This window comes from Woeseia oceani, from assembly GCF_001677435.1.
Classification (GTDB): domain Bacteria; phylum Pseudomonadota; class Gammaproteobacteria; order Steroidobacterales; family Woeseiaceae; genus Woeseia; species Woeseia oceani.
The window spans coordinates 3,238,118-3,262,211 of record NZ_CP016268.1 but is presented as its reverse complement, the minus strand read 5'-3'; the positions used below and the strand labels follow the sequence as shown (position 1 = coordinate 3,262,211).

General features: G+C 59.8%; 21 protein-coding genes. 9 read left to right on the top strand and 12 right to left on the bottom strand.

Features of this window, described 5'->3' with window-relative positions; all coding sequences use genetic code 11:
* Positions 1-264: 264 nt before the first annotated feature.
* Positions 265-1,968 (top strand): dipeptidyl-peptidase 3 family protein, encoded by a 1,704-nt coding sequence (locus tag BA177_RS14725; protein ID WP_068617426.1) that lies wholly within the window; start codon positions 265-267, stop codon positions 1,966-1,968.
* 17 nt (positions 1,969-1,985) lie between these two features.
* On the opposite strand, the gene BA177_RS14720 is transcribed toward BA177_RS14725, so the two are convergent.
* The 6 genes from BA177_RS14720 to BA177_RS14695 form a co-directional block, all read right to left on the bottom strand.
* On the bottom strand, positions 1,986-3,086 hold the full coding sequence (locus BA177_RS14720; protein WP_068617425.1) for an SMP-30/gluconolactonase/LRE family protein: 1,101 nt from the start codon (positions 3,084-3,086) through the stop codon (positions 1,986-1,988).
* Between the two features lie 7 nt (positions 3,087-3,093).
* The gene (gene folE, locus BA177_RS14715) at positions 3,094-3,693 is read right to left on the bottom strand and encodes a GTP cyclohydrolase I FolE (protein ID WP_068617424.1); all 600 of its coding nucleotides are present in this window, start codon (positions 3,691-3,693) and stop codon (positions 3,094-3,096) included.
* A gap of 49 nt (positions 3,694-3,742) precedes the next feature.
* Positions 3,743-4,423: a peptide-methionine (S)-S-oxide reductase MsrA gene (gene msrA / locus BA177_RS14710; RefSeq protein WP_068617423.1), complete on the bottom strand. Its 681-nt coding sequence runs from the start codon at positions 4,421-4,423 to the stop codon at positions 3,743-3,745.
* Between the two features lie 19 nt (positions 4,424-4,442).
* Complete coding sequence (locus tag BA177_RS14705) at positions 4,443-5,318, bottom strand: M23 family metallopeptidase (RefSeq protein ID WP_068617422.1); 876 nt, start codon at positions 5,316-5,318, stop codon at positions 4,443-4,445.
* Positions 5,319-5,372: 54 nt separating this feature from the next.
* Positions 5,373-6,878 (bottom strand): tetratricopeptide repeat protein, encoded by a 1,506-nt coding sequence (locus BA177_RS14700; protein WP_068617421.1) that lies wholly within the window; start codon positions 6,876-6,878, stop codon positions 5,373-5,375.
* 203 nt (positions 6,879-7,081) lie between these two features.
* Complete coding sequence (locus tag BA177_RS14695; protein ID WP_068617419.1) at positions 7,082-8,143, bottom strand: PA0069 family radical SAM protein; 1,062 nt, start codon at positions 8,141-8,143, stop codon at positions 7,082-7,084.
* A gap of 191 nt (positions 8,144-8,334) precedes the next feature.
* Here BA177_RS14695 and BA177_RS14690 point away from each other — a divergent pair, with 191 nt between their 5' ends.
* Positions 8,335-9,249 (top strand): cation diffusion facilitator family transporter, encoded by a 915-nt coding sequence (locus BA177_RS14690; protein ID WP_068619457.1) that lies wholly within the window; start codon positions 8,335-8,337, stop codon positions 9,247-9,249.
* A gap of 63 nt (positions 9,250-9,312) precedes the next feature.
* On the opposite strand, the gene BA177_RS14685 is transcribed toward BA177_RS14690, so the two are convergent.
* From BA177_RS14685 to BA177_RS14675, 3 genes are all read right to left on the bottom strand, one after another.
* Positions 9,313-10,158 carry a mechanosensitive ion channel family protein gene (locus tag BA177_RS14685; RefSeq protein ID WP_082990144.1) on the bottom strand — a complete coding sequence of 282 codons (846 nt, stop codon included), beginning with the start codon at positions 10,156-10,158 and terminating at the stop codon, positions 9,313-9,315.
* 126 nt (positions 10,159-10,284) lie between these two features.
* The gene (locus BA177_RS14680) at positions 10,285-11,169 is read right to left on the bottom strand and encodes a rhomboid family intramembrane serine protease (protein WP_197493091.1); all 885 of its coding nucleotides are present in this window, start codon (positions 11,167-11,169) and stop codon (positions 10,285-10,287) included.
* Positions 11,162-12,058 (bottom strand): NAD-dependent protein deacetylase, encoded by an 897-nt coding sequence (locus tag BA177_RS14675; RefSeq protein WP_068617415.1) that lies wholly within the window; start codon positions 12,056-12,058, stop codon positions 11,162-11,164. The genes BA177_RS14680 and BA177_RS14675 overlap by 8 nt, the downstream gene beginning before the upstream one ends.
* 230 nt (positions 12,059-12,288) lie before the next feature.
* Here BA177_RS14675 and BA177_RS14670 point away from each other — a divergent pair, with 230 nt between their 5' ends.
* Genes BA177_RS14670 through BA177_RS18415 form a run of 3 tightly spaced genes read left to right on the top strand, consistent with a single transcriptional unit; the run spans position 12,289 to position 14,504 of the window.
* Positions 12,289-12,834, top strand: coding sequence for a hypothetical protein (locus tag BA177_RS14670; protein WP_068619453.1), 546 nt, complete (start codon positions 12,289-12,291; stop codon positions 12,832-12,834).
* A complete protein-coding gene (locus tag BA177_RS18420) occupies positions 12,835-13,668 on the top strand; it encodes an NUDIX hydrolase (RefSeq protein ID WP_082990141.1) in 834 nt (277 codons plus the stop codon).
* Positions 13,665-14,504, top strand: coding sequence for an MBL fold metallo-hydrolase (locus tag BA177_RS18415; protein WP_082990140.1), 840 nt, complete (start codon positions 13,665-13,667; stop codon positions 14,502-14,504). The genes BA177_RS18420 and BA177_RS18415 overlap by 4 nt, the downstream gene beginning before the upstream one ends.
* A 20-nt stretch (positions 14,505-14,524) precedes the next feature.
* On the opposite strand, the gene BA177_RS14660 is transcribed toward BA177_RS18415, so the two are convergent.
* Positions 14,525-16,606, bottom strand: a complete 2,082-nt coding sequence (locus BA177_RS14660) for a 3-hydroxyacyl-CoA dehydrogenase NAD-binding domain-containing protein (RefSeq protein ID WP_068617413.1) — start codon at positions 16,604-16,606, stop codon at positions 14,525-14,527.
* A gap of 170 nt (positions 16,607-16,776) precedes the next feature.
* Here BA177_RS14660 and fdxA point away from each other — a divergent pair, with 170 nt between their 5' ends.
* Positions 16,777-17,100 (top strand): ferredoxin FdxA, encoded by a 324-nt coding sequence (gene fdxA / locus BA177_RS14655; protein ID WP_068617411.1) that lies wholly within the window; start codon positions 16,777-16,779, stop codon positions 17,098-17,100.
* A 25-nt stretch (positions 17,101-17,125) separates the two neighbouring features.
* Positions 17,126-18,031: an alpha/beta hydrolase gene (locus BA177_RS14650; RefSeq protein WP_068617409.1), complete on the top strand. Its 906-nt coding sequence runs from the start codon at positions 17,126-17,128 to the stop codon at positions 18,029-18,031.
* Between the two features lie 10 nt (positions 18,032-18,041).
* Here BA177_RS14650 and BA177_RS14645 read toward each other — a convergent pair whose 3' ends face one another.
* Complete coding sequence (locus BA177_RS14645) at positions 18,042-19,424, bottom strand: methyltransferase domain-containing protein (protein ID WP_068617407.1); 1,383 nt, start codon at positions 19,422-19,424, stop codon at positions 18,042-18,044.
* A gap of 258 nt (positions 19,425-19,682) precedes the next feature.
* Between BA177_RS14645 and BA177_RS14640 the strand changes: the two genes are divergently transcribed.
* Positions 19,683-20,543 carry a class I SAM-dependent methyltransferase gene (locus tag BA177_RS14640; RefSeq protein ID WP_068617405.1) on the top strand — a complete coding sequence of 287 codons (861 nt, stop codon included), beginning with the start codon at positions 19,683-19,685 and terminating at the stop codon, positions 20,541-20,543.
* 342 nt (positions 20,544-20,885) lie between these two features.
* Positions 20,886-22,364, top strand: a complete 1,479-nt coding sequence (locus tag BA177_RS14635; protein ID WP_197493089.1) for a M20/M25/M40 family metallo-hydrolase — start codon at positions 20,886-20,888, stop codon at positions 22,362-22,364.
* Between the two features lie 86 nt (positions 22,365-22,450).
* Here BA177_RS14635 and BA177_RS14630 read toward each other — a convergent pair whose 3' ends face one another.
* On the bottom strand, positions 22,451-24,076 hold the full coding sequence (locus BA177_RS14630; protein WP_068617403.1) for a general secretion pathway protein GspF: 1,626 nt from the start codon (positions 24,074-24,076) through the stop codon (positions 22,451-22,453).
* Positions 24,077-24,094: the final 18 nt, after the last annotated feature.

Below are 24,094 nucleotides of genomic sequence, written 5' to 3'. Positions count from 1 at the left end.
GCTGAGCACGCGTTGTTGCCGTCTTCGTGGCGGTAGCGACGGTATCGCTGGTTGCACGAGCCCGGTTCAATCCCTGCGCGGCGCTGCTGGCAAGTGCCCGGCCGCGCATGACAGTGCTGTTCGGACGACGTAGAACCTTCTGCCGGCAAGCCGGGCGTGGTTCGTGCTTTACCTGCCGGCCAATGCCAAGGCCGTGCTGACCGCCTTTTTCCCCGGCTGTGCGATAATCCGGGACTTTCTGCAACCCGCACGGGAGTCCGAACAGTGAACAAAACTCTGTCGTTGCGTCAGACTGGCGCGCTCATCGTTATGTCATTCGCGTTGGCGGCGTGCGGCCAGAAGGACACGACCGCTGTCGATGCGCCATCCGCTGCCGCGTCCGCCCCGGTCGCCACAAAGGAGGCAGCGCCGGCGGTTGCAGCGCCCCGGCCCGATGTCTACGCATCGTTTCCATTGACTGCCGATGTGAGCCATCTGTCCGATCAGCAGCGTGAAATGCTGCGCCTGATGATCGAGGCGTCCGACATCATGGACGATCTGTTCTGGCGCCAGGCCTTCCGGGATGACTGGCGACAATGGCTGGCCGGCATCGATGATCCGCAGGAAAAGCGCTTCGCCGCAATCAACTACGGGCCATGGGACCGGCTTGCCGATGAACAGCCGTTCATGGAGGGTTTCGGCGCAAAACCGTTGGGCGCCAATTTGTACCCGGCTGACATTACGCGTGAGGAGTTCGATGCGTGGGACCAGCCCGGGAAAGACGGTTTGTACACGCTCGTACGCCGTGACGAGAATGGCAAACTGCAGCTCGTTCCCTATCACGTGGCATACGCCGAAGAACTCGCGCGTGCGGCCGTGTTGTTGCAACAGGCGGCAGAGCTCGCGGAGGACGAAGGCTTCAGCAATTACTTGCGCCTGCGCGCAGACGCCCTGGTGACTGGTGAATTTCAGGCGAGCGATATGGCCTGGATGGACGTCAAGACAAACGCTGTCGAGCTCGTTATCGGCCCTATCGAAAGCTATGAGGACCGTTTGTACGGTTATCGCACCGCCTATGAATCCTACGTGTTGCTCAAGGACGCGGAATGGAGTGAGCGTCTTGCCCGATTCGCTGCGTTTCTTCCGGATCTGCAACGTGGTCTGCCGGTGGCAGACGCCTACAAGGCTGAAACGCCCGGAACGGATTCAGATCTGAATGCGTATGACGTTGTCTACTATGCCGGGCACAGCAATGCGGGCTCGAAGACGATCGCCATTAACTTGCCGAATGATGAGCAAGTCCAGTTGGCCAAAGGCACTCGTCGCCTGCAACTCAAGAATGCGATGCAAGCGAAGTTCGAAAAGATCCTGCAACCGATAGCAGGAATTCTGATGGACGAATCGCAACGGCAACACATCACGTTCGACGCGTTCTTTGCCAATACCATGTTTCACGAAGTAGCCCATGGGCTTGGTATCAAGAACACGATTGACGGCAGCCGCACGGTACGTGCCGCGCTGAAAGATGTTGCGTCGAGCATGGAGGAGGGTAAGGCCGACATACTTGGCCTGTACATGATTTCCCGATTACATGCTGCCGGAGAACTCGGAGATATTGATCTGCGCGATAATTACGTCACCTTCATGGCCGGTATTTTCCGTTCCGTGCGCTTCGGTGCGAGCAGCGCGCACGGCAAAGCCAACATGGTTCGGTTCAACTTCTTCGCCGATCACGGAGCGTTTGTGCGCGACGAGGTCAGCGGAACCTACAAGGTTGATTTCGAGCGCATGGAAGAGGCGATGGCGTCCCTGTCCGACCTGCTGCTGACTTTGCAGGGTGATGGTGATTACGACGGTGCGAACCGTCTGACCAACGAAACCGGTGTGATACGGCCGACATTGCAGCGCGACCTCGATCGATTGACCGAAGCCAATATTCCGGTCGACATTATTTTTGATCAGGGAGTGCAGGTACTTGGACTGGACTGAGCGCCTGCCACGACCGGCTAGTGCGTAGCGAGGTCGCGCTTGTCGAGTCGGGCCAGATGCTCGCTGGTCAGGCTGGTCAGGTACAGGCTCTGCCGCGTTTCGAGAACGCCGGTGATCATCGGCACGCTGGCAGCGCTGTCCTGCAGGTTCATCAGTACCTGGCCATCCACATTCACAGCAATTACGTGGCTGTGGGGCAATGCCTGCGGGCGCCAGTTTGCCGGCAGCCGTGGTATCACCTTGCGTAGAAACGGCCGTTCGGCAAGCCGGTCGAGCAGCGGATTGCGCGGCGCTATGAGGCCAACCCACACTCGTCCCTGCAAACCGTTGTTCAGGTTGTCAGGAAAGTCCGGCAAGTTGTCGAGCAGTATTTCACGCGGCGCGCCGCTTAAGGGATAACGCCAGATGCGATAGGCGCCGGTCTCGGCTACGAGCAAATAGCGCTGGTCGGCACTGACGGCAATCCCGTTGGCAAAACTCAGGCCGTCAGCAAATACCCGGCCTGTGCCGGTGTCGGGATCAAACTCGATAACCCGCCCGGACGTGCCGTGTTCGATCAGGTCCAGAATGCTGCTCGGGTAGGTGCCACCGAACAAACGGGGACTGAAGCGGCGCGTGGACTCACTGAGATACACCTTGCCGCTGGCAGCTACCGCGACATCGTTGGGGTAGACCAGTGCTTCGCCTGCCACTGTATCCAGCAGCAATTCCACAGTGCCGTGCCGGTCAATGCGTTGCAGTCCGAGTTCGGCGTTGGCAACCAGCAAATTGCCATGGCCATCGAACTCAATGCCGAGTGGCCGGCCTTCGGTGCGTGCCCAGACTTTGGCGACTTGTGTATCGCTGGTCAAGCGCAGAATCACGCCCTCACGGGTGCTCAGGTACAGGGCACCGTCCGCTCCGCGCGCAGCATCCTCCGGGCCCGTATGGCCACCGAGGTCCATGTGGGTTGCGCTACGCAAGCGATCATTGCGAAGGTAAGGATCGACATGACCTTCATCAACGGGCGCCTGCCAGGCTTTCGGCTGGACCGGCACCGGCCAGAACAGCAGGTAGGCGAGCGCCAGCAATAGGATTGCGCCAGCCGATGCTGCTATGGAAGCCGACAGGCGTTGCATTGCGTATCTAGCGGGCAGGTCCGATCATGTTCAGAAATTCGGCGCGGGTCCGTGCATCTTTGCGGAAGGTGCCGAGCATCTGGCTGGTGACCATGGACACACCGGACTTGTGCACACCGCGGGTGGTCATGCACTGGTGCGAGGCACTGATGACCACGCCAACGCCTTTGGGTTTCAGCACGTCCTGTATGCAGTGTGCGATCTGTGCCGTCATTTTTTCCTGCACCTGGAAACGCCGGGCGAAGGTTTCCACCACGCGGGCGAGCTTGCTGATTCCGACTACTTTGTCATTCGGCAGGTAGCCCACGTGGGCGCAGCCGATGATGGGCGCCATGTGGTGCTCACAGTGCGATTCAAACGAGATGTCACGCAGGACGATCATCTCGTCATAACCTTCCACTTCTTCAAAAGTGCGCTTCAGGTAATTGACCGGGTCGTCGTTATAGCCGCTGAACCAGTCTTCGTATGCGCGCGCAACCCGCTTGGGCGTGTCCAGCAGACCTTCCCTGCGCGGGTCATCGCCCGCCCACAACAGCAGCGTACTGACAGCTTCTTCCGCCTGTTTGCGGCTGGGTTTTTTCGGTTTGCGCGGAGTTCGGGTCGCCAATGGCTGCTACCTTCAGTGGGTCGGGGAATGGTTGCGGATATTACGCGGATTAGCCCGCTAACGCACCGCTCGCGGCCCCCTGGCTGACGCCGGTGCCGATCGCACAACTGACACCCGTACCGCCAATGCCGCAGTAGCCGTCGGGGTTCTTGGCCAGGTATTGCTGGTGATACTCCTCGGCATAGTAAAACGTATCCAGCGGTGCAATCTCCGTGGTGATAGCCGGAAAGCCGGATTGCGCCAGTTGTTGCTGGTAGCTGTCACGCGTTTGTTTGGCAACGCTCATGTGCTCCGGGTCGCTGGTGTAGATCGCCGAGCGGTATTGCGTGCCAAGGTCATTGCCCTGGCGCATGCCCTGAGTGGGGTCGTGCGACTCCCAAAACAGTTTCAACAACGACTCAACGCTGACCTTGCCGGGGTCAAAGATCACCTGCACGACTTCACTGTGACCGGTCTGGCCACTGCAGACTTCGCGGTAACTGGGGTTCCTGGTCTGGCCACCGGCATAGCCCGCGGCCGTGGAATAAACCCCCGGTGTGGACCAGAACAGACGCTCTGCGCCCCAGAAGCAACCCATGCCGATGACGAGTTGTTGCAGGCCATCGGGAAAAGGTGCCTGCATGGCATTGCCATTGACGAAGTGCTTTTCTGGCACGGCGACGGCTTCGTCACGGCCCGGCAATGCCGCTGCGGCCTCCGGCATGCGGGTTTTGGGGTCTGTTGCATTCATGTCGATGTCCTGTAGGTCGTTAACGGCGGATCGCGCTGTCGCTGCCGGCGGGCTGACGGTCAGCAGCAATGGCTGCGTATTTTGCGTTTCGTTGCGGGCGATCGACGATACCGTCGGCGCTCGCGAAGCGCACTTCTATCGATTGCGTCCGGCCCCATGCGAGCGCCCGGTAAACTGCAAAGTGCAAATGCGGCATCGTCGTGTGACCGGTGTTGCCCGACAGGGCTATCAGGTCACCGGCGCGTACGCTTTGCCCCGGCTCTACGAGTGCGCCGTCTTTCTGCAAGTGGTAATACTCGCCGGTGGTATTGTCACTGTGCAGAATAACGACAAAGTTCGCGTACTTGCCGCAACCGTCTTCCCAGCAGCCGATGTCATTGGATTCCTCGATCCGTGCAACGATGCCATCTCTGGCCGCATGAACTGGGGTTCCTTCCGGCATTTTAAAGTCCACGGCATAGTGCTCGCGACCGGTATGGCTGAACCGCGAACCGTAACCCTGCAATACCCGGTAACTCTGTCCCGCCGCGTACGGGAATTGATAGAGCGCATCGTCATTGTGGGTAGCATGCTGGTCGCCAACGGTCCATGAGCAGCTGTAGGGCGCTCGCCGAGAAGAGGGTGATGCCGGGTAGTCGAGCAGTCGCATAACGGACCGCGATTCGCCGGCGGCGAGCGTCTCCGTTACCACTGACGGGCCGTCGACGCGGATACCGCGCGGTCGCGGCCGCAGCGTGAATGTGAGCGGGTAATTGCTTTCGTTGCTGACGGACAGCAGCAGGTCGTCTCCGGTGCGCTGTTCAGACACGACGAGCCACTCAGAATCGCAGGCAGCCATTGCCTGGGAGGCCGGCAGGATCATGCCGAGCAGACATGCGAACAGGCGTATGCTCACGTGCGTCGTCGGCGGCTGCCGAATGGCGCTGCGCTGCCGGTGGCTCGCTGGGTGCTATTGCGAAGTGTCTGCCGCGGTGGTTGCATCCGGTAGGTCACTCTCGCGGTAAAAGAAGTTGTGGGTATAGGTCAGGTTGTCGGTCTGCACCGTGTTGCCGTCGACCACTCTTGGACGCTGCACAAAGCGCCGCAATTCCCGGGCGACCGCTCGTTCCATGTCGTCGAACACTTCCGGCTGGGCTTCCAGCAAGGTGATGTTGGTCGGTTTGCCGCGCGATGACAGGGAGTACTGGTAGACGATCGTGCCGGACTCGAAGTCATCGATGCGACGTGACGGCACGGCGTCGGAATCAACGCCGTAAAACCGTGGCGGCTGTATGTCCTGCAGTATTTGCAAGGACTGCAGCAGTTCGGTTCGCTGCTTCTCGAAATCCGGGTTCGCCGTCAACAGTTCCCAGGCATCCCGATAGACGCGTTCGGCGCGGCTGGGTTTGTCGGTAAGTGTGTAGTAATCAGCCAGCGCGATCATTGCCTGAGTTTTGATTTCCCAGTTGGACTGTGGGTTTTCTTCAGCGATTCGCAATGCGCGTTTCAGATAGATTTCGCCGGTGGTGTTTGAGGTGGGATGGAAGTAGTTCGTGTCGGGCACCGATATGTACAGGTACGACTGCCCGAGGCCGGTCAGCGGCGCAATCAGGCTGAGGTCGTCACGCCCGCGATGATCTTCCAGTATTGCGAGTACGCGCCGCCAGGTGTAGCGCTCCCGGTCATACATCTGCACCCGATGCAGCCAGCGTGCCTGGCTGGTCAGTGCCGGCAAAATATCTTCACTGTCGAGATCGACATTGCGCGCCCGCAGCGAAAATATGCGCTCCTGAATGGCGATGGCTTCATCGAGATCGCCGGCGGCCAGATAGGATTCCGCCAGTGATTCCAGCAGTTCAATCTGATCCAGATTGTGTGGTCCAAGATTCACGTGACTGATGTGAGTTGCGCGCTGAAACGTTTCGGCAGCCGCGGCTATATTGCCGAGCGCCAGCTCAGACGCGGCCAGACCTTTCAACGGATTGATCAGGTCTTCATTCAATCGGTCGGTGATCCGCTCCACGATGTCGATCGCCGATTGAAAATTCAGTTTGGCCGATGCGTAGTCGCCGTTGCCGTGTTGGGCTATCGCAAGATTAGTAATGGCACGAGCCGTTGTTTCACTGTCGAGGCCGTTTATTTCGATAGTGAGTTCGACGATCTGCTTTGCCAGCGTGTCCGCTTCGGCGAACATGGAGTCGGCAACGGCATCGCGGTACAGCTTGAACAATGAGCGCAAGCGTTCGCTGGGTGAGGGCGCCAGCTCCGCCAATGACTGGTCGTCAATCGGCTCTTCGTCGGCAAAGTTCTCTGTATAGCGCGGGTCTCTGACGGTAATGGGTTGCAACTCGTCATCGGTATTCGAGACGTCGTTGTTGCTGGCCGGTTCCTGAGCCGACAATACACTGCCGGACGCGAGCAGGATCATGGTCAGCGGCGTCAGACGGGCGATTCTGTAAACGTGAATGAATCTCATTGGCGGTGCGATGCGACTCCTGATGTAGTCATTATGAGACTCCCTGCAAAATCGGAAGTTCTCGGCGAGCCAAAATCCGTGTACTGACTATACAAGCTCGCCATAGCCGGCGGTACTGGTGCCGTAGCTACCAAGGTATTGAACGAAACTGGCGGTATGCGCCGCAGCTCTGGCTGCCGATGTCGCCAATGTGTGACCGGTGCCTAGCTGAACGGCAGGTCAAACTGCGCTGTGCCGGGCTTCTGAAACAGCGAGCAGTCCAGCTCCTGGAGGTTCTCCCCATAGACTATGCCAGCTCGCCGGCAGGCCGCGCCAAAGCGCTGGCTGAGCATCGTGGCCAAGGGACCCCGGCCGGTCTGGCGGATGCCGAACCGACTGTCATAGTCCTGACCGCCGTGCGCCTGGCGTAGCAAACTCAGTACATGCTGTGCGCGGTCTGGCAGGTGCTCGTCGAGCCAGTCTGCAAAGATACTGCGCAATTCGTGCGGCAGACGGAGCAGTATCCATGCCGCGCGCTGCACACCACTGTCGGCCGCGCGCGCAACAATGGTTTCGATTTCCCGGTCATTGACGGCCGGAATGACCGGTGCCATGAGCAGGGTGCAGGGTACGCCGGCAGCGCTCAACTCTTCGATCAGGCGCAAACGAGCCGTTGCCGCAGGGACACGGGGTTCCATTATCCGTTTCAGGTCGTTGTTCATGGTTGGAATGCTGATGGCGACCGAGCACAGGTTGTCAGCGGCCAATTCGCGTAACAAATCGAGATCGCGGCGCATCAGTGTGCCCTTGCTGATGAGGCTGACCGGGTGACGATGGCGCAAAAACGTCTCCAGCAATTGCCGTGTGAGCCGCTGTTCGCGTTCGACCGGCTGGTACGGGTCTGTATTGGCGCCGATGGTGATCGGAACGCAGGTATAGGCGGGTTTTTCCCATTCGGCCAACAGCCGCTCGGTGGCATTGGGTTTGTAAAAAATCTGTGTCTCGAAATCGAGTCCTGGTGAGAGATCGAGGTAGCTGTGCGACGGCCGTGCATAGCAGTACACGCAGCCGTGCTCGCAGCCCAGATACGGGTTTATGGAGCGGTCGAACGGGATATCCGGCGATTCGTTGTAACTGATGATGGACCGTGCCTGCATTGGCCGCAGCACTGTTTGCGGTGCGGTTTGCGCCGCATCCCAGGCTTCTTCTTCGGTGGATTCGACAGGCCGGCTGTCGAACCGGTGGCGGGTGTGACCGACCGCGCCGCGGCCTTTGTGTGCAGTCATTACTTGATCGCGTCATTTGGCTGTATGGATATACAGTAGTCTTCGCCTCAGCCGTGGTCAATACAGCGGCCGGCGCTGCCGCGGGCAGAGCCAGCGTCCGGCTGGTGCTGAACGTGGCCTCTGCGGTAACGTGCACGCGCCCGCTTCATTCGTGTGCGGCTCGCGGCCGCCAACCTTCGGAAATACTGTGCATGTCTTCATCCACTCACGACTCCACCGCGCGCGCGATCCTGTATGCCTTTGTGGCCAATTCCGGAATTGCCATTGCGAAGAGCTGGGCGGCCTGGCTGACCGGGTCGGGCAGCATGCTGGCCGAGGCGATACACAGCTTTGCGGATGCCGGCAATCAGGTCTTGTTGTATCTCGGCTTGCGCCAGTCGACACGTGCGGCGGATGAAGAGCATCCACTCGGTTACGGCAAGTCCAGTTATTTCTGGAGCTTTATCGTTGCCGTGCTGCTGTTCAGCGTTGGTGGTCTGTTCTCCATGTACGAGGGCGTGCACAAATACCTGCACCCCGAGCCGTTGTCGCAGGCGTGGGTCGCGCTGGTGGTACTGGGTCTTGCGTTGGTGCTTGAAACGTTTTCATTGCTGGGTTGTTTGCGTGAGATCAGGCATATACGTGGCGAACGGCCCTTCTTCGAATGGTTGCAGCACACGCGAAACGCGGAACTGACGGTCGTGCTGGGCGAAGATACGGCGGCATTGCTTGGCCTGGTTCTGGCCTTCATGTTTGTTTCACTGGCGGCGATTACCGGCAATACCACTTACGACGCAATCGGTTCGATTTGTATTGGCGTCGTGCTGATCGTCATTTCCGTATTCCTGACCATACGCGTACATGCATTGCTGGTCGGGCGGTCAGCAGACCCTGATATTCGCGAGGCGATCGATCAGGTGATCAGCGAAGTTGAGGAAATCGAACAGGTCTACAACACGATAACGATTCAGTACGGCCCTGACACGATGCTTGCGGCAAAAATTCGTTTTCGCAAGGGCTTGGATCTGGCTACTGCGGTCGCCCGAATCAATGAGCTCGAAGTTGCGCTGAAGAACAGAATCCCGAAATTGCGCTGGTCCTTCATCGAGCCGGATTTCGACGACTGAGGCCACAGGCAAAAAAAAGGCCGCGAACAATCGCGGCCTTCCTGTCGGATGCTGAACTGACGTTCAATCGTCCTTGATAATGTGCACATCGCGTTGCGGGAACGGTATGGATATCCCTTCCTCGTCGAAACGTTTCTTGATGGCCTCCGTAATGTCCCATTTCACGGCCCAGTAGTCGCTGGTCTTGACCCACGGCCGGACGTTGAAGTTCACACTGCTGTCCGCCAGTTCGCCAACGGCGATCAGGCATTCAGGCTGTGCCATTATGCGCTCATCTTTACTGATGACGTCCTTGATGGCCGCGCGTACCTTGTCGATGTCGTCGCCATAACCAACGCCGAAGACCATGTCCACACGGCGGGTAGCGTTGGCCGAGTAGTTGACGATGATGTTGCCCATGATTTCGCTGTTTGGAATGATGATCGACTTGTTGTCGCCGGTCTTCAGCGTGGTTGTCAAAATCTGCACGTTCTCGACCGAACCGGCGACACCGCCGGCTTCGATCCAGTCACCAACCCGGTAATGGCGGAACAGGACGATCAGCACACCTGCAGCAAAGTTCGACAATGAGCCTTGCATGGCAAGACCTATCGCCAGACCGGCCGCACCGAGCATGGCGATGAAGGAGGTGGTTTCGATACCCAGTTCGGTGATCGCCGCGATAATGACAAACGCCATCAAGGCCCAGTAGACGAGGTTGGAAACAAAGCTTTCCAGAATCTTGTCGACGTTTTGCGCCTGTAAGAGCTTGCGCAAGCCGCGCGCCAATACCCTTGCTACCAACCGACCGACAAAGAATATGACGATAGCGGTGATCAGACTGATGCCGAAATCGACGCCGATGGACTGAAATTTTTCGTAAAGGTTGTTCCAGTCGATATCGAAGCTGGGAATACTCGCGTTACTCATAAGACTGTTTCCTGTTCCGTGAATTCTGTTTGTGCCAGAGGGTGGTGTGCTGCTGGCGACCGCAATTGCGCGGTTGGGGCGTCATTGTAAGGACTGTGGCGATGACTGCCAGTGTCTGGCGCTTTGTCAGTGGCCCGACAGCGCCAGCCACCAGGCTACGACGACCAGCAGGGGTGCCGCCGCGCCGCACAGCCACTGTACAGAAGCGCGTTCAAACACTGCTGCGGCCCGGGTCAGGAGGAAGCCACCGGCAAAGCCGCAGACAAATCCACCGAGGTGCGCGCCTATATCGGTCGATTCATCGCCGGTACCGGTGTAGGCCAGCAAGGCAATGCCGCCAATGATCGGGCCGAGCCGATAGGGCCAGCGATCCTGTGCCATGAGCCGCCCACGCCAGACAAAGCCGGCGACGAGCCCCAGAGCCGCAAACACCGCTGTCGATGCGCCGATGGAGCGGTGACTCGGAATTAACATAATTGTATTCAGTGCGTTGGCGGTGGCGGCGGCGACCGTGACGGTCAACCAGGTAACGCCAGAGCCGATTACACGCGCAGCCAGCAGTCCGAACAAGCCGCCGAAGCCGAGGTTGCCCAGCAAGTGGCCGACGTCCTTGTGCAGGGTGAGCGCGGTGATGACGCGCCACCATTCGCCGTCACGAATCAACGCACCGTCGACCCGGCCGGCCTCCAGCCAGTTATGGCCGAAGGCGCCGTTGCCAGCGAGCCAGGCGACCACGCAAACAGTCACGATGTAGCCGGCGACGCCGGGCCACGGGTTGTGATTGCTGACAACCGTGGCAGACGGCCGGCGGCGGGTTGGCTTGTTTTCCTGCTCGTAGAGCCACAGTTCGTGGCGGGCACGGTGCAGGTCGGTTTCCGCGACCAGCAACTGCCAGAGACCGGCCGCTTCAACGATTTCATGTGCGATCGACAACGACGTCAGAACGAGGGCGCGATCCGCGCAAGGGCCACGTTGCCGGCTCTCAAATACCGCGAGCCAGCCCTCAGTCATGAACATTGCCCGCGTCGGCCCTGCCATTGGCAAGCAGTGCGCAGGCATCTTTCAGCAGGTCGCCGCAGTCGCCGGTTGCGCGCAACGCGGCCAGCGTATCACCGCGTGTTGTACCGCGATTAACGATGGCTATGGGCTTGCCGCTGTCGCTGGCCTGACGGACAAACCGGAATCCGGAATACACCATCAGCGATGAACCGACGACCAGCAATGCATCGGCATCGCTGACGAACCGTCTGGCAAGCGTGACGCGCTCCGCTGGCACGCTTTCGCCAAAGAAAACGACGTCCGGTTTGAGTATGCCGCCGCACAGGTCGCAGGCGGGCACACGGAACTGCGCGACCGGGGCATTGCCGAGTTCGGCATCGCCGTCAGGACGGGAGCTGGCCTCCGCTGGCTGCCAGTGGGGGTTGTCGGCAGTGAGCCGGTCCTGAATATCCGCTCTGCGAAAAGTCTCGTTGCAGTTCATGCAGCGCACGCGTTTCAGGGTGCCATGCAAGTCCAGCACATTGCGGCTGCCGGCAAGACTGTGCAGGTTATCGACATTTTGCGTGATTAGTCCTGCGCTGCGGTTGGTTTGCTCGAGCGACGTCAATGCCTGGTGCGCGGCATTCGGTTCTGCCGCCGACATGCGTGGCCAGCCGCTGAAACTCCGCGCCCAGTATCGTTGCCGCACCGTGTCGCTGGCCATGAAGTCGGCAAACTGCACGGGTGGCGCGTGTTTCCATTCGCCAAGATCGTCGCGGTACTCCGGAATGCCGGATGCGGTACTGCAACCGGCACCGGTGAGTACGGCGATGCGTTCGTGCTGCTGCAGGAACCGGCACAGGTCGGCGCTATCGCCTTCTTGCATGAGACCACAACCCTTCAGAATCTGTTCAGCGAGCATACGGCAAACTGCCAGCCGGTTACTCGACAATGGCAAGGCGCAGTGACAACCACAGCGTCGCGCCCGGTGGTATGACATATGGGCATTTTTCGGAAAATCTATTTCTCATTGGCGCTGGTTTCACTGATATTCCTGTTGTATTCGCTGCTCTGAGCGGCCGGACGGTGCGGGTGACCTCGCCGACGGTGGCGAGTACACTGCGCGCTGGTTTTGGATTCTGCGGCACGCTCATGAGCACCTTGCGCACACGCTTGTTATTCCTTGTTTTTTTGTTTCCGCTGTACAGCGAACTGGCAACAGCGAGCGTACAGGACTCGGCTGAGAGCGGTTTTACGATTGAACACAGTGTCACTTTGCCGGTAACACGGGCAGTGGCCTGGGCGGCCGTGGTGGGTGACATCGGCCGCTGGTGGAACGGCGAACACACGGTCTCCGGTGACGCTGCGAATTTATACATCAGTGCTGTTCCCATGGGTTGCTTTTGCGAGCGCTTGGGCGAGAACGGCGGGCTCGTGCACCTGATGGTGACCTTCGTTAATCCCGGGGTGATATTGCGCTTGACCGGTGGCCTGGGCCCGCTGGGACTGATGGGCGTCAGTGGCAACATGACGCTCGAGTTTGAGGACCTCGGCGACGATCCGGGCCAGTCCACGATAACGCTGCGTTATGCCGTGGGCGGCTACCGCGCTGAGGGTCTGGACGAACTGGCGGAACCGGTCGATGCGGTGCTCGGTGAGCAGCTCGAAAGACTCGTCGATTATGTCGAGGCACTGTAAATGACAGCCACCGTGTCCAAAGCCGCAACCCGCAGCACGCCAGTGCCGGCGCGCTCATCGACGGTTGTCGTTCTGCGCGATGCGCAAGACGAACCCGAAGCATTGCTGGTCAGGCGGCACAGCAAAGCCTCCTTCGGCGCAAGCCATGCGTTTCCGGGCGGTCTGCATGAAGACGGTGATGCCGACGTGGCCGATCTGTGTGACGGTTGCAGCGAAAGCCTGGCTTGCGCTTGCCTGGGGGTCGAAGCTGAAGGCTTGAAGTATTACAGCGCGGCGATTCGCGAACTGTTCGAAGAAACCGGTGTATTGCTGGCGCGCCGCAAAAGTGCACAAGGTGTTGCCGCGCTGGTCGAGAACAATGACTTTGACCAGGCGCGCCAGCGAATTCATAGCGGCGATTTGTCGTGGCGTACATTCCTGCAACAACATGATTTGCGACTTGCCTGCGATCAACTGCATTACTTTTCATACTGGGTAACACCGCGCGATCGCACGAGACGCTATACAACGCGGTTCTTTGTTTGCGCCTTGCCGCAAGGTCAACAAGCGTGGCACGACGGTACCGAGTTAACTGACAGCTGCTGGCTGACGCCGACGAATGCGCTAAGCGCGGCGGATGCCGGCGAGCTGGTCTTGCCGCCACCGACCCGTGCGACCCTGGCGGACCTGGCAGGGCTCGGTGCTGTTGACGACGCACTGGCCTGGGCGCGGCAACAGCAAACCAACGGTGTTCCTTGCATCCTGCCGGCGGTCATCGGCAAAGGCGATGCGACACGTATCGTGCTGCCCGGTGATCCGGATTACCCCGCCGATCTTGAGGGCCAGCAGGAATGAACAATGCATTGATCCCCGGCGTTCCGGTAACGCTGGCCGAGGACGTTGTGCGTCTGATCGCACCCAACCCGGGCATGATGACCGGGCCAGGGACCAACAGTTATTTGCTGGGTCATGGCGACGTGATGGTCGTCGATCCCGGACCCGCGATTGAGTCGCACGTCGACGCACTGTGCAACTGCGCCGACGGCGAAATTCGCTACGTGCTGGTCACCCACACACACAGCGATCATTCACCGGCTGCGCGGCTGCTGGCGGAGCGTTGTGGTGCACAATTGCTCGGCAGGCCGGCACCCGCCGGGCGTCATCAGGATGCCGGTTTTCTGCCTGACCGGGTGCTGCAGGATGGCGATGTCATTAGTGCGGGCGGCAGTACGTTGCGGGTTTTTCACACACCGGGTCATGCGTCGAATCACTTGTGTTTCTTGCGTGAATCTGACGGCCTGTTGTTCACCGGCGATCACGTCATCAACGGTTCGACCGTTGTCATCGATCCACCCGACGGCAATCTCGTAGACTACCTCGCGTCATTGGCCCGCTTGCGCCAGGCAGCACTGCAGGCCATAGCGCCGGGGCACGGTGATTTGCTGGAGGATCCGCACGCGGCAATCGACTGGATAATCGAGCACCGTTTGCAACGCGAAGCCGGGATTGCAACTGCCTTGCAGGCAAACCCCGGCGTTACCTCGATGGAGTTGACGCTCGTCGTGTACACGGACGTGGGTCAACATCTGCATCCGGTCGCGGAACGTTCATTGCTGGCGCATCTGCTGAAGCTGCAGGCGGACGGGCGTGCCGAGTGCGTGGAACAGCGGTGGCGTTACCGGTCAGGCTAAACCACCGCTGTTCCGTTTTATCAGCCCAGGTCCGAAAATTTACCGCCGTTCTTGGCCAGTTCTGCCAGCAGTGCCGGTGGCTTCCAGTAAGTGTCGCCGAAGCGTTCGCAGAATTCGCAGATACGCGCGTAGACCTTGTCGAGACCGACCTGATCAGCATAGTGCATGGGGCCGCCACGGTACTTCGGGAAACCGTAGCCGTTGGTCCAGACGACGTCGATGTCGGATGCGCGGTAGGCGATCTTGTCTTCCAGAATGCGAGCGCCCTCGATGATCAGGCCGTAGATGCAGCGCTCGATGATTTCCTGCTCGCTGATTTCGCGTTGCTCAATGCCGAGCCGAGCCGCTTCGGCGTTGATCAGCGCCTGAACCTCGGGGTCGGGCACCGGTGTCCGGCTGCCGTCAGGATAGAGATAGGTGCCGCGACCGGTTTTCTGGCCTAGCCAGCCTTTCTCAACGAGTACGTCGGCAACGCGGTAAAAACGCGGATCGTCCGGCCGGTCTTTACGCTCCTTGCGGGCTTTGTAACCGATGTCCATGCCGGCAAGGTCGTTGACCGCATTCGGACCCATAGCCATGCCCCAGTCCTGCAATACCCGGTCGATGACTTCGGGTGCCGCGCCTTCCAGCAACAACATCTGATTCTCGCGACCGTAGCTGTACAACATCCGGTTGCCAACAAAGCCGTAGCAATTGCCTACCACGACGCCAATCTTGCCGAGCGCTTTGGCAAACGCGATCGACGTTGCCAGCACATCGTCTGCCGTTTCGCGGCCGCGCACAATCTCAAGCAATCGCATGATGTGTGCCGGGCTGAAAAAGTGCATGCCGATAACGTCGCCCGCGCGGCCGCTGGCCGCAGCGATGGCATCGACATCGAGCGTGGATGTGTTGCTGGCGAGTATGGCGCCGGGCTTGCAGTGTTCGCCCAGTCCGCGAAACACCTGTTGCTTGACGGCCATGTTCTCGAATACGGCTTCGATGACGAGGTCTGCATCACTGACCGCCGTGAGGTCGTCACTGGTTTCGAATCGGGCGAGACAGGCATCGGCGGCGGCTGTTGTCAGCTTGCCGCGGTCGACGCCGCCTTGCATCAGGCGGCGGACAGTGGCATCGCCACGGGCCACGCCGTCGGCGTCCTTGTCCAGCAGCCGTACCCGGTAGCCGGCGGTCAGGCAGTTGTGGGCAATGCCGGCACCCATCGTTCCGGCGCCGATCACGACGATCTGCTCCAGGGTACGCGCCGTAACTTCGGCATTGAGATTGGGTACCTTGCTGGCGGTACGTTCGGCGAAGAAGGCATGGCGCAGCCCGGCCGATTGGCTGGAGCTCTGGCATTCGAGAAACGCTTCGCGTTCAAGGCGCATGCCCTCGGCAAATGAGGAGGTCGTTGCGGCCTGCACACAGTCGATGATTTTCTTTGGCGATATCAAGCCGCGTGTGCGTTTCGCAATCGCGCTGCGGCGTTGCTCGAAGTAGTCGGCATCGACAGCCGCGACAGAGCGGTCACTGCAGCGTTGCACCGGTTTGCCGGCAACCTCAGTGGCGAACCGCACGGCGCTCGCAAGCAAGTCGTCATCGTCAGCGATGGCGTCGATGAGGCCTTTGATTGATGGGTCTGCAACGTTGCGTGGTTTGCCGTCAAGGATGACGTCAAGTGCGGCTTCCGCGCCGATCAGGCGCGGCAACAATTGTGTACCACCGGCACCCGGCAACAACCCCAGCAGGACTTCCGGCAGGCCGACCTTCGCACTCTTTGCCGCGACCCGGTAGTGGCAGCCCATTGCGACTTCAAGACCGCCGCCGAGGGCCGTGCCGTGCAGTGCGGCGACCACGGGTTTGGCCGAGGCATCCAGCGCCAGTACCAGTTCCGGTAAAAACGGCTGCTGCGGCGGCCTGCCGAATTCGCGTATGTCGGCGCCGGCGCAAAAGGTGCGGCCGATGCAGTGCACCACCGCCGCGTCCAGATCGTGGTCATCGGCAAGTTGTTGCAGGCATTGCATCAGGCCAGACCGAACCGAGTGCGACAACGCATTGACGGGCGGGTTGTTGATGCTGATGACGGCAATACGTCCTTGTCGGTTTAGCTCCGTGGTACTCATTTTCGGGTTCCTGTCAGTTCGCGTTCGGCGCGCATTGTCGCAGATCTGGGCGGTTGGTTGGGAGTAGCCACCGATTTCCGGCAAGCAGGGCGTGGCAGGACTTGATATGCCCTAAAACATCGACTAGCGTAAGCTCCCCCTCCCAGACCAAGACCAGCAGGATCAGGCGCATGACCTTCGTAGTGACCGAGACATGTATCAAATGCAAATTGACCGATTGTGTCGAGGTTTGCCCGGTGGACTGTTTTCACGAGGGGCCGAACATGCTGGTCATCGATCCGGACGAATGCATTGATTGCACCCTCTGCGAACCCGAATGCCCGGTCGAGGCAATTTTCTCGGAGGACGAACTGCCGGAAGGGCAGGAGCAGTTCATCGAGCTCAATCGTGAGCTTTCTGCCCAGTGGCCGGTGATCACCGAAATCAAAGATCCGCCCGCCGATGCGGATGACTGGCGCGACGTCAAAGACAAGCTGAGTCTGCTCGAACGCTAGTGGACTCAGCGCGGACAGCCGCCCGATGTTGAGCCTGCGAGCACGGCTGATTCGCTTTCTTGCGCGGCAGTATTTTCGCCGCGTCAATCCAGATCGGGACATTGCTGAACTTCGTCAGTCATTCGAGGATGCAACAAAGCGCCTGCGCTTGCCGCGCGGAGTGTCGGTGTTGCATGCGACGATCAACGACATCGACTGCGATTGGCTGGTTCCGGACGGGGCGGAAGATGCACCGGTTATCCTGTTCTTGCACGGCGGTGCCTATGTCATGGGCAGCAGCCGGACACACCGGCATCTTGTCGCCACGGTCTGCAAAGCCGCCAAAGTTCGGGCTTTGCTGCCGAATTACCGATTGGCGCCGGAGCACCCGTTTCCGGCCGGCATAGAGGATGCCTGTGCCGTCTACGAGCAACTGCTGGCACAGGGCATAGAAGCAGAGCAAATCATAATCGCGGGCGATTCCGCGGGTGGCGGACTGAGCGTCGCGAGTGCCTTGACGTTGCGCGCCACGGGCCGGTCATTGCCGGCGGCTTTGGTCTTGCTGTCGCCGTGGCTGGATCTGAGCGCCAGCGGCGGCTCGGTTCACAGCCGCGGCGAACACGATCCGTTGTTTCGCGCTGAAGACTTGCCCGTCGTTGCGCGTGAGTACTGTACGGCCGATGCCGTACGCGAGCCCTTGGTATCGCCCGTATTTGCCGATGTCAGCGGCCTGCCACCGGTGTTCATCCAGGTGGGCGATCACGAACTATTGCTGAATGACTCAACACGCTTCGCCGATGCCATTTCGGCCGCGGGCGGCAAGGTGACATTGCAGGTGTGGCCCGAGATGTGGCACGTGTTCCAGTTCTTCGTTGGCCGTATGCCCGAAGCAGATCGCGCTGTTGCGGACATAGTCGCCTACGTTCGCAACGTATTTTCATTGCAGGACTAGTGCCTGACGGTCAGAAGCCCGATTGCCGCTGACTGTCGTCGTACATCCTGGTCAGAAACTGCCTGATCGCCGGCACCGCTTCCTTGCGGCTCATCAACTGTTGTTGTTCGAGAACCCTGGCCATGTCCTCAATGCTGCGCTGGCCATCAATCAGCGACATGATGAACGTGTAGATCTGCGTTGACATGGCCTGGGTGCGAAAGGACGGCAGCAATGGCACGGCTTCTTTGCCGGTGACGATCCAGTCCGGCAATGCTTTGTACCGCGGTGCACGTTGCACGTCGCCGGACTTCGTGGCACAGAAGGTGAACACCGTTTCCAGCCGTCCATGCCGGCTTGCCGGTGAATTCATGTACGGGATGTCGGCCTCGCTGACGCCTGTTACGTCAAACCCCGTGTTGCCGACAATGTCGATAACTTCTTCACGTCTGTATCGGCGAGCACGCTGCGGGTGATCAAAGGCAAGCGAGCCGAAATTCAGCCAGCGACCGCCGGGCTTGAGCAAGCGATTTACGCGGCCGGCGAACACGGGGAAGTCTTCACTGACGATATCGATAAGCCATGGAGTTACGACGGTATCCAATGAGGCTTCCGCAAACGGCGGTCGCAGGACATCGCCGAACAGCAGGTAAAAGCCTTCGCGTACCACCTCGGGTGCGCTGAGCTCCCGTAACACGGCGCCATCGGCCTGGGATTTCGGCGCCAGCGGGAATTCGTGCAATTGCAGTCGTTCACCGTGGACAACGTCACGAGCGATAAACAGCAGCAGCGGATTGAAATCCAGCGCAAGCAAGCGATCGGTGGCAAACGATTGGTGCAGGTCATAGGCGAGGCGGCAGGCACCCGCGCCGAGCACGGCGGTGTCGCCCAGGGCTGCCTCGCCGTCGCTCGACAACGCGGCTCGCAGTTGTTCCGTGGATGCCCGGTTCTCTTGCTCGCCCCAATTCCAGTCGCGGTGCACGTTCGCGTAGTAGGTCTGCAAACCCTGATCGCTCGGCAAGCGAGTGCGCAGCGCAAGGTGTGATTCGTAACTGGCTTGCAGCGACTGCACGTCTACTGGCGACAGCAGCCGCTGCAACGTTTGCCGGTGTTGTTCCGTTGCCTGCTGCATGGCCTGCAAACGGGTTCGCGTGAGTTCATTGAGGTCGCTGGAGGCCAGTTCGGCCTGCAGGCGTTTTGCCTCGTGCGCCAGTTGTTGCAACGCAAAGTGCAGGCGGTTGCGCCATTCACCGAGGCTGGCATCCGGTTCCGCGAACATCCATGGGATATCGCCAACTCGTGGATAGTTGGTCTTGCAGGCCGCGCAATGGAAGTGCTTTTTCTCCGCCGCAAGCGGTGTCTTGTCGCAACGCGGACAGGCGAGGAGTTCCAGCAGGCGGGCGGTATCGGTCATTGTTATCGGGTCAACTGTAGGTGGCGGCCGGTGTGGGCATTATGGCGGTCTGTGGCGAGCCGTGCCATCGGCGTGGCAACTTGTGAACGAAATCCAAACGGGCTGGTCTCTGTAATGCAGGCGCAAAGTGGGCGGGTTGCAGTTATCCCGGAAAAATTACCTGGCGAACCTGGTCGGAGTGCGGCGCGAGTAAGCTGGCGCCGAGCGACCGATTCGTGGCGCGATCCAACAGACAATAATGATCAATTGGGGGGGACTATGAGTTGCAGATCTTTCTACAGTCGGTGCGCAGTGCTGGTTACGCTGGTTGCTGCCGCGATCTTCACGGTACCGGCGGCCGCCGCCGATATGGATGCACTTACCCAGGCAACGCTGGATCGCGCCATAAACGGCGAGCATCGCAGCGCTGAGAACAAAGCCCGCGATCAATTCCGGCATCCACGCGAGACGCTGGCGTTCTTTGGCTTTCGGCCTGACATGACAGTGGTTGAAGTCTGGCCGGGCGGTGGCTGGTACACCGAAATTCTGGCGCCGGCGCTGAAGGAAAAAGGCAAGTTCTATGCGGCGCAATACGGCGTTAATCCTCCGGCTTCCTACCAGCGTCGATACTTCGGGTCGTTCCTGACGAAATTGGGCAGTGCGCGCGATATATACGGCGATGTGATCGTCACGCATCTCGACTTCCCGTATCAACTTGAAATCGCGCCACGCGAATCGGCCGACCTGGTGGTGACCTTCCGTAACGCGCACAACTGGTTTGGACCGGGCTACGGCGAGCACCAAGCGCGGCTGGCGTTTACTGCCATGTTCGATGCGTTGAAGCCCGGTGGCGTACTCGGCGTCGTGGACCATCGCTGGCCGGATGCGGCGACCGAGGACCCGGAAGCAAAGAATGGTTATCTTTCAGAGGAGCGTACCATTCGCTTCGCCGAGCAGGCGGGCTTTGTGTTTGACGCCCGGTCGGATATCAACAGAAATTCCCGCGACACGCACGATCACCCCGAAGGCGTGTGGACACTACCGCCATCGCTGGCTCTGGGCGACACCGATAAGCAGAAGTACCTGACGATTGGAGAGTCGGACCGGTTTACCCTGCGTTTCGTGAAGCCCGCGCAGTAACGCAGCACGCCGGCGAACCTGAGGTGCTGTCAACAGACAGTGGTTCGCCGGCCGCCTGGCTGCGCCAGCTTGTTGCCAGCGGTCAAGTCACGTCAAAACCGTCAGAATGAGCCTTGGTGTGACGACCCTGTAGCGCTGCATGCCTGCCGGCCAGGCAAGCTCGCCGATCACTGCGAACACAAGATTCCGGGTATGGTTCGGTAATCCGGCTCCCATAGTCGATGGTCGCCAATGCGTTGCTGGTTTCTTTCCCCAAGCGAACGCGTTTTAATGTTGGCTCAAGCGTAGCTCAGGCCAGCGCCTGCGCGAGCGCAGCGTACTTCCACCCACAGGAGAGTCGGCGTGCACGTAGTGAAGACCCCCGTTAGCTTGATTGGCTTGTCATTGTCACTGGTAATTTTTATTGCTGCTTGCGGTCAAAGCGACGGTGACAACACAAGCGAAAAAAGTAATGCACCCGCCCCAGTTGCCACCGAGGCGGCGGCACTTCCGGAATCGGCCGAGGGCATGGCACGCGCGTTTCTCAAAGAGCTGGTTGAGATTGATACGACGCAGTCCACCGGCAACACGACCGTTGCGGCCGAGGCGATGGCCAGGCATTTGCGCACGGCGGGCTTTGACGAGGAAGATATACATATCCTCGGGCCAACCCCGGACCGGGGCAATCTGGTAGTTCGTTACCGGGGCCGCGACAATGGCCGAAAAGCACTCCTGTTGCTGGCCCATATCGACGTTGTGGAGGCGGATCCTGCTGACTGGACGATGGACCCGTTCACGTTTGTGGAAGAGGACGGTTACTTCTACGGTCGCGGCACCACCGACGATAAGGACGAAGCTGCCATCCATATAGCGAACCTGATTCACATGAAGCGCGAAGGCTTCCAGCCGGACCGCGACATTGTCGTCGCATTGACGGCCGATGAAGAAAGTGGCGATCACAACGGCGTTGCGTGGTTGCTGGAGCATCACCCTGAATTGATTGACGCAGAATACGCATTGAATGAAGGCGGTGGGGGCGCGAAAAAAGACGGTGTGCGCGTATTCAATGGCGTGCAGGCGAGCGAGAAGGTTTTTCAGAGCTACACGCTGGAGGTAACCAATCCGGGCGGGCACAGTTCGCTGCCGGTGAAGGTGAATGCAATTTACCAGCTTGCGGATGCGCTGATTCGCATTCGCGACCATGACTTCCCGGTCAGTCTGAACGAAATCACCCGTGCCTGGCTCGAACGGTCGGCACCGCTTGAGGAGGGCGAACGGGCAACGGCCATGCGCAACGTACTGAAGTCACCGCCCGACCCCGCGGCGGTTGAGTACTTGTCGAAAATTCCGTTTTACAACTCGCGTCTGCGCACGACCTGTGTCGCAACGCTGCTTGACGGCGGCCATGCGGAGAACGCGTTACCGCAACGGGCTACGGCGAACGTGAATTGCCGCGTCCTGCCAGGTGCTTCAATCGACGAAGTTAAACGGACCCTGGAGAGGGTGATAGACAGTGATGAAGTCCTGGTTACACCGGTCGCGGTCGCAAAACCTTCACCGCCGTCGCCGCTGAGTGCCGAGGTGTTGGGTCCCATTGAAGCAACGACGGAGGCCATGTGGCCTGGCGTTCCCGTTATCCCGCTGATGAGCACCGGTGCTACTGACAGCCTCTACCTGCGAAATGCCGGCATTCCCGTGTACGGCGTGTCCGGCTTGTTCAATGATATCGACGACAACCGGGCGCACGGACAGAATGAACGGATCAATATCGAGGCGTACTACGAAGGACAGGAATTCCTGTATCGCTTGACCAAAGCGTTGACGCGCTCGGATGTGCTTTAGACGATTGTGCGCTGAATCGCAGGCAAAAAAATGCCGGCAGCAATGCTGCCGGCACAACTGATGCCTGGCCCCCGGAGGGGGCCAGTTCAGGCGGGGTTCAAAGGCCCTATCGTGCCGCTGACGATGGCGTCAAAAGCGGTCATCGAATCGCGTAACGAGCTGTCGCCCAGGCCGTGGTTCGGAATGACATTGGCAAACAACCCTTCTTCGCCGTGCAGGGCCATGTAATTCAGCACAACTGTATTCACCAGCAGGTTCACATTGTTTGCGGCCGGCGTGGCGGCGCGTTGCACTGAAGCGCTGGCGTCCATGTAGCCGATCTGTTGATGCCTGGCCTGTTCCTCGGGCGTGCCGCCGCGTAGTGCGGGCCTGCCGTTCGGGTTGTAGACCATGAAGAAGGCGGCGGCCGTCGACGAATTATCGCTGACCCATTCGCCTTTGCCTCGACCCTCTGCGGAGTTGTCGATGGCACCGTTCGATGACAAAGAGCCGTCACTAAAGACATACATCATTAACGGCACGCCGATACGCGCAGCGTATTCGATGCAGGCACCCATGCAACGGCCGGCCCGTTCGTCTTTCACTTCGCCTTCGGCACGTGCGCCACCGTGATAGTCGTAGCCGCCCATTTCGATGCACGCAGCGCCTGCAAAGCCGTTCATGACGAGCTTCATTACGGAAGCGGTCTTGCGGAATTCCTGGCCATCGCGGTTGTTCGCATTGAATTCGGCTTCCGAGAAGATGCCGTTCGGACCAACAATCGCCGGGTCATCCGCCGGGTCAAGCGGGGTTGCGCCGAATCTATCCGCGATGTCAGCCGCTTTCAGGTAGCCGCAACGAACCATGTCTTTAACAACGGCATCCGCAGAGACGGTTTGACCGGTGTCTACTGCATTCATCTTGTTCGAGCTGATCCGGTAAATGGATTCCATTACCGCCGTCGCATCGTCCGGGCCCAGAATGCCGACGAGTTGTCCGGTATCCACGAGGCCGGTGACGTCGCTCGGACGATCCACTTTGGTAGGGCGCAGTTCCGGGTCCATCATCATGGCCGGAACCATGGAATTGCCGCCGGAGTCCGTGTTCTCGGAGCCGGCCAGCGTCAGGATAGAACCGTCGGCGCCGGCACGGGCGATACCGTACAAAGGATTGTGCGGGTTATTGGCGGTGTCGTTGTCCGAGCGCGAAGGGATGATGGCCCCGTTCAGATTGGCGCCACGGCCAGGTGCCATGCTGCGTTCCATGCCGCGTTTGAACGCGCTGTCGGAATGGAAGGCCAGGCCGAAGTCGGTGTTCGCGTAGGGCAGGCCGGTGGTCGGGTCGTTCAGTCCCGGCACCATGTCGCCCGGCAGCCCCAGCTTTTCATAGCCCGCGGTGCCGAGGAAATCCATTTGCCCGCCTTCACGACCAACGAGGACGTTCGAACCGGCAATGTTCGCGCCACCGGCGAGGTCGAAGCAGATGAACGGAATTTTGCCGGCACCTTCCGTTGCAATATTGCACGGACTGGTGAGCAGCGGTGTCAGGTCGCTCGACAACGCAGCGTAAGCATCGCGCGGGTTCGAGAACAAGCTGAGAACACCGCCCGACAATGCGAGTGCCGAGCCGGACAGAAAGCCCTGCGAAACAAAGTCGCGGCGGGTGATGGGACGCCGATGGTCCGGATGCCGTTGTGGCGCGTCCCAGTTGCGTGAATTGCGTTTGCTGGCCATATCAAATGCCTCGTTACT

What these genes read in the sequence shown, in the direction of transcription:
- BA177_RS14650 (WP_068617409.1), top strand. Translation starts at nt 17,126, where the DNA reads ATGTTGAGCCTGCGAGCACGGCTGATTCGCTTTCTTGCGCGGCAGTAT.
- msrA (WP_068617423.1), bottom strand. Translation starts at nt 4,423, where the DNA reads ATGAATGCAACAGACCCCAAAACCCGCATGCCGGAGGCCGCAGCGGCA.
- BA177_RS14640 (WP_068617405.1), top strand. Translation starts at nt 19,683, where the DNA reads ATGAGTTGCAGATCTTTCTACAGTCGGTGCGCAGTGCTGGTTACGCTG.
- BA177_RS18420 (WP_082990141.1), top strand. Translation starts at nt 12,835, where the DNA reads ATGACAGCCACCGTGTCCAAAGCCGCAACCCGCAGCACGCCAGTGCCG.
- BA177_RS14680 (WP_197493091.1), bottom strand. Translation starts at nt 11,169, where the DNA reads ATGACTGAGGGCTGGCTCGCGGTATTTGAGAGCCGGCAACGTGGCCCT.
- BA177_RS18415 (WP_082990140.1), top strand. Translation starts at nt 13,665, where the DNA reads ATGAACAATGCATTGATCCCCGGCGTTCCGGTAACGCTGGCCGAGGAC.
- BA177_RS14700 (WP_068617421.1), bottom strand. Translation starts at nt 6,878, where the DNA reads ATGAGATTCATTCACGTTTACAGAATCGCCCGTCTGACGCCGCTGACC.
- BA177_RS14630 (WP_068617403.1), bottom strand. Translation starts at nt 24,076, where the DNA reads ATGGCCAGCAAACGCAATTCACGCAACTGGGACGCGCCACAACGGCAT.
- BA177_RS14690 (WP_068619457.1), top strand. Translation starts at nt 8,335, where the DNA reads ATGTCTTCATCCACTCACGACTCCACCGCGCGCGCGATCCTGTATGCC.
- BA177_RS14645 (WP_068617407.1), bottom strand. Translation starts at nt 19,424, where the DNA reads ATGACCGATACCGCCCGCCTGCTGGAACTCCTCGCCTGTCCGCGTTGC.
- BA177_RS14670 (WP_068619453.1), top strand. Translation starts at nt 12,289, where the DNA reads ATGAGCACCTTGCGCACACGCTTGTTATTCCTTGTTTTTTTGTTTCCG.
- BA177_RS14660 (WP_068617413.1), bottom strand. Translation starts at nt 16,606, where the DNA reads ATGAGTACCACGGAGCTAAACCGACAAGGACGTATTGCCGTCATCAGC.
- BA177_RS14685 (WP_082990144.1), bottom strand. Translation starts at nt 10,158, where the DNA reads ATGAGTAACGCGAGTATTCCCAGCTTCGATATCGACTGGAACAACCTT.
- BA177_RS14695 (WP_068617419.1), bottom strand. Translation starts at nt 8,143, where the DNA reads ATGACTGCACACAAAGGCCGCGGCGCGGTCGGTCACACCCGCCACCGG.
- BA177_RS14720 (WP_068617425.1), bottom strand. Translation starts at nt 3,086, where the DNA reads ATGCAACGCCTGTCGGCTTCCATAGCAGCATCGGCTGGCGCAATCCTA.
- fdxA (WP_068617411.1), top strand. Translation starts at nt 16,777, where the DNA reads ATGACCTTCGTAGTGACCGAGACATGTATCAAATGCAAATTGACCGAT.
- BA177_RS14675 (WP_068617415.1), bottom strand. Translation starts at nt 12,058, where the DNA reads ATGCTCGCTGAACAGATTCTGAAGGGTTGTGGTCTCATGCAAGAAGGC.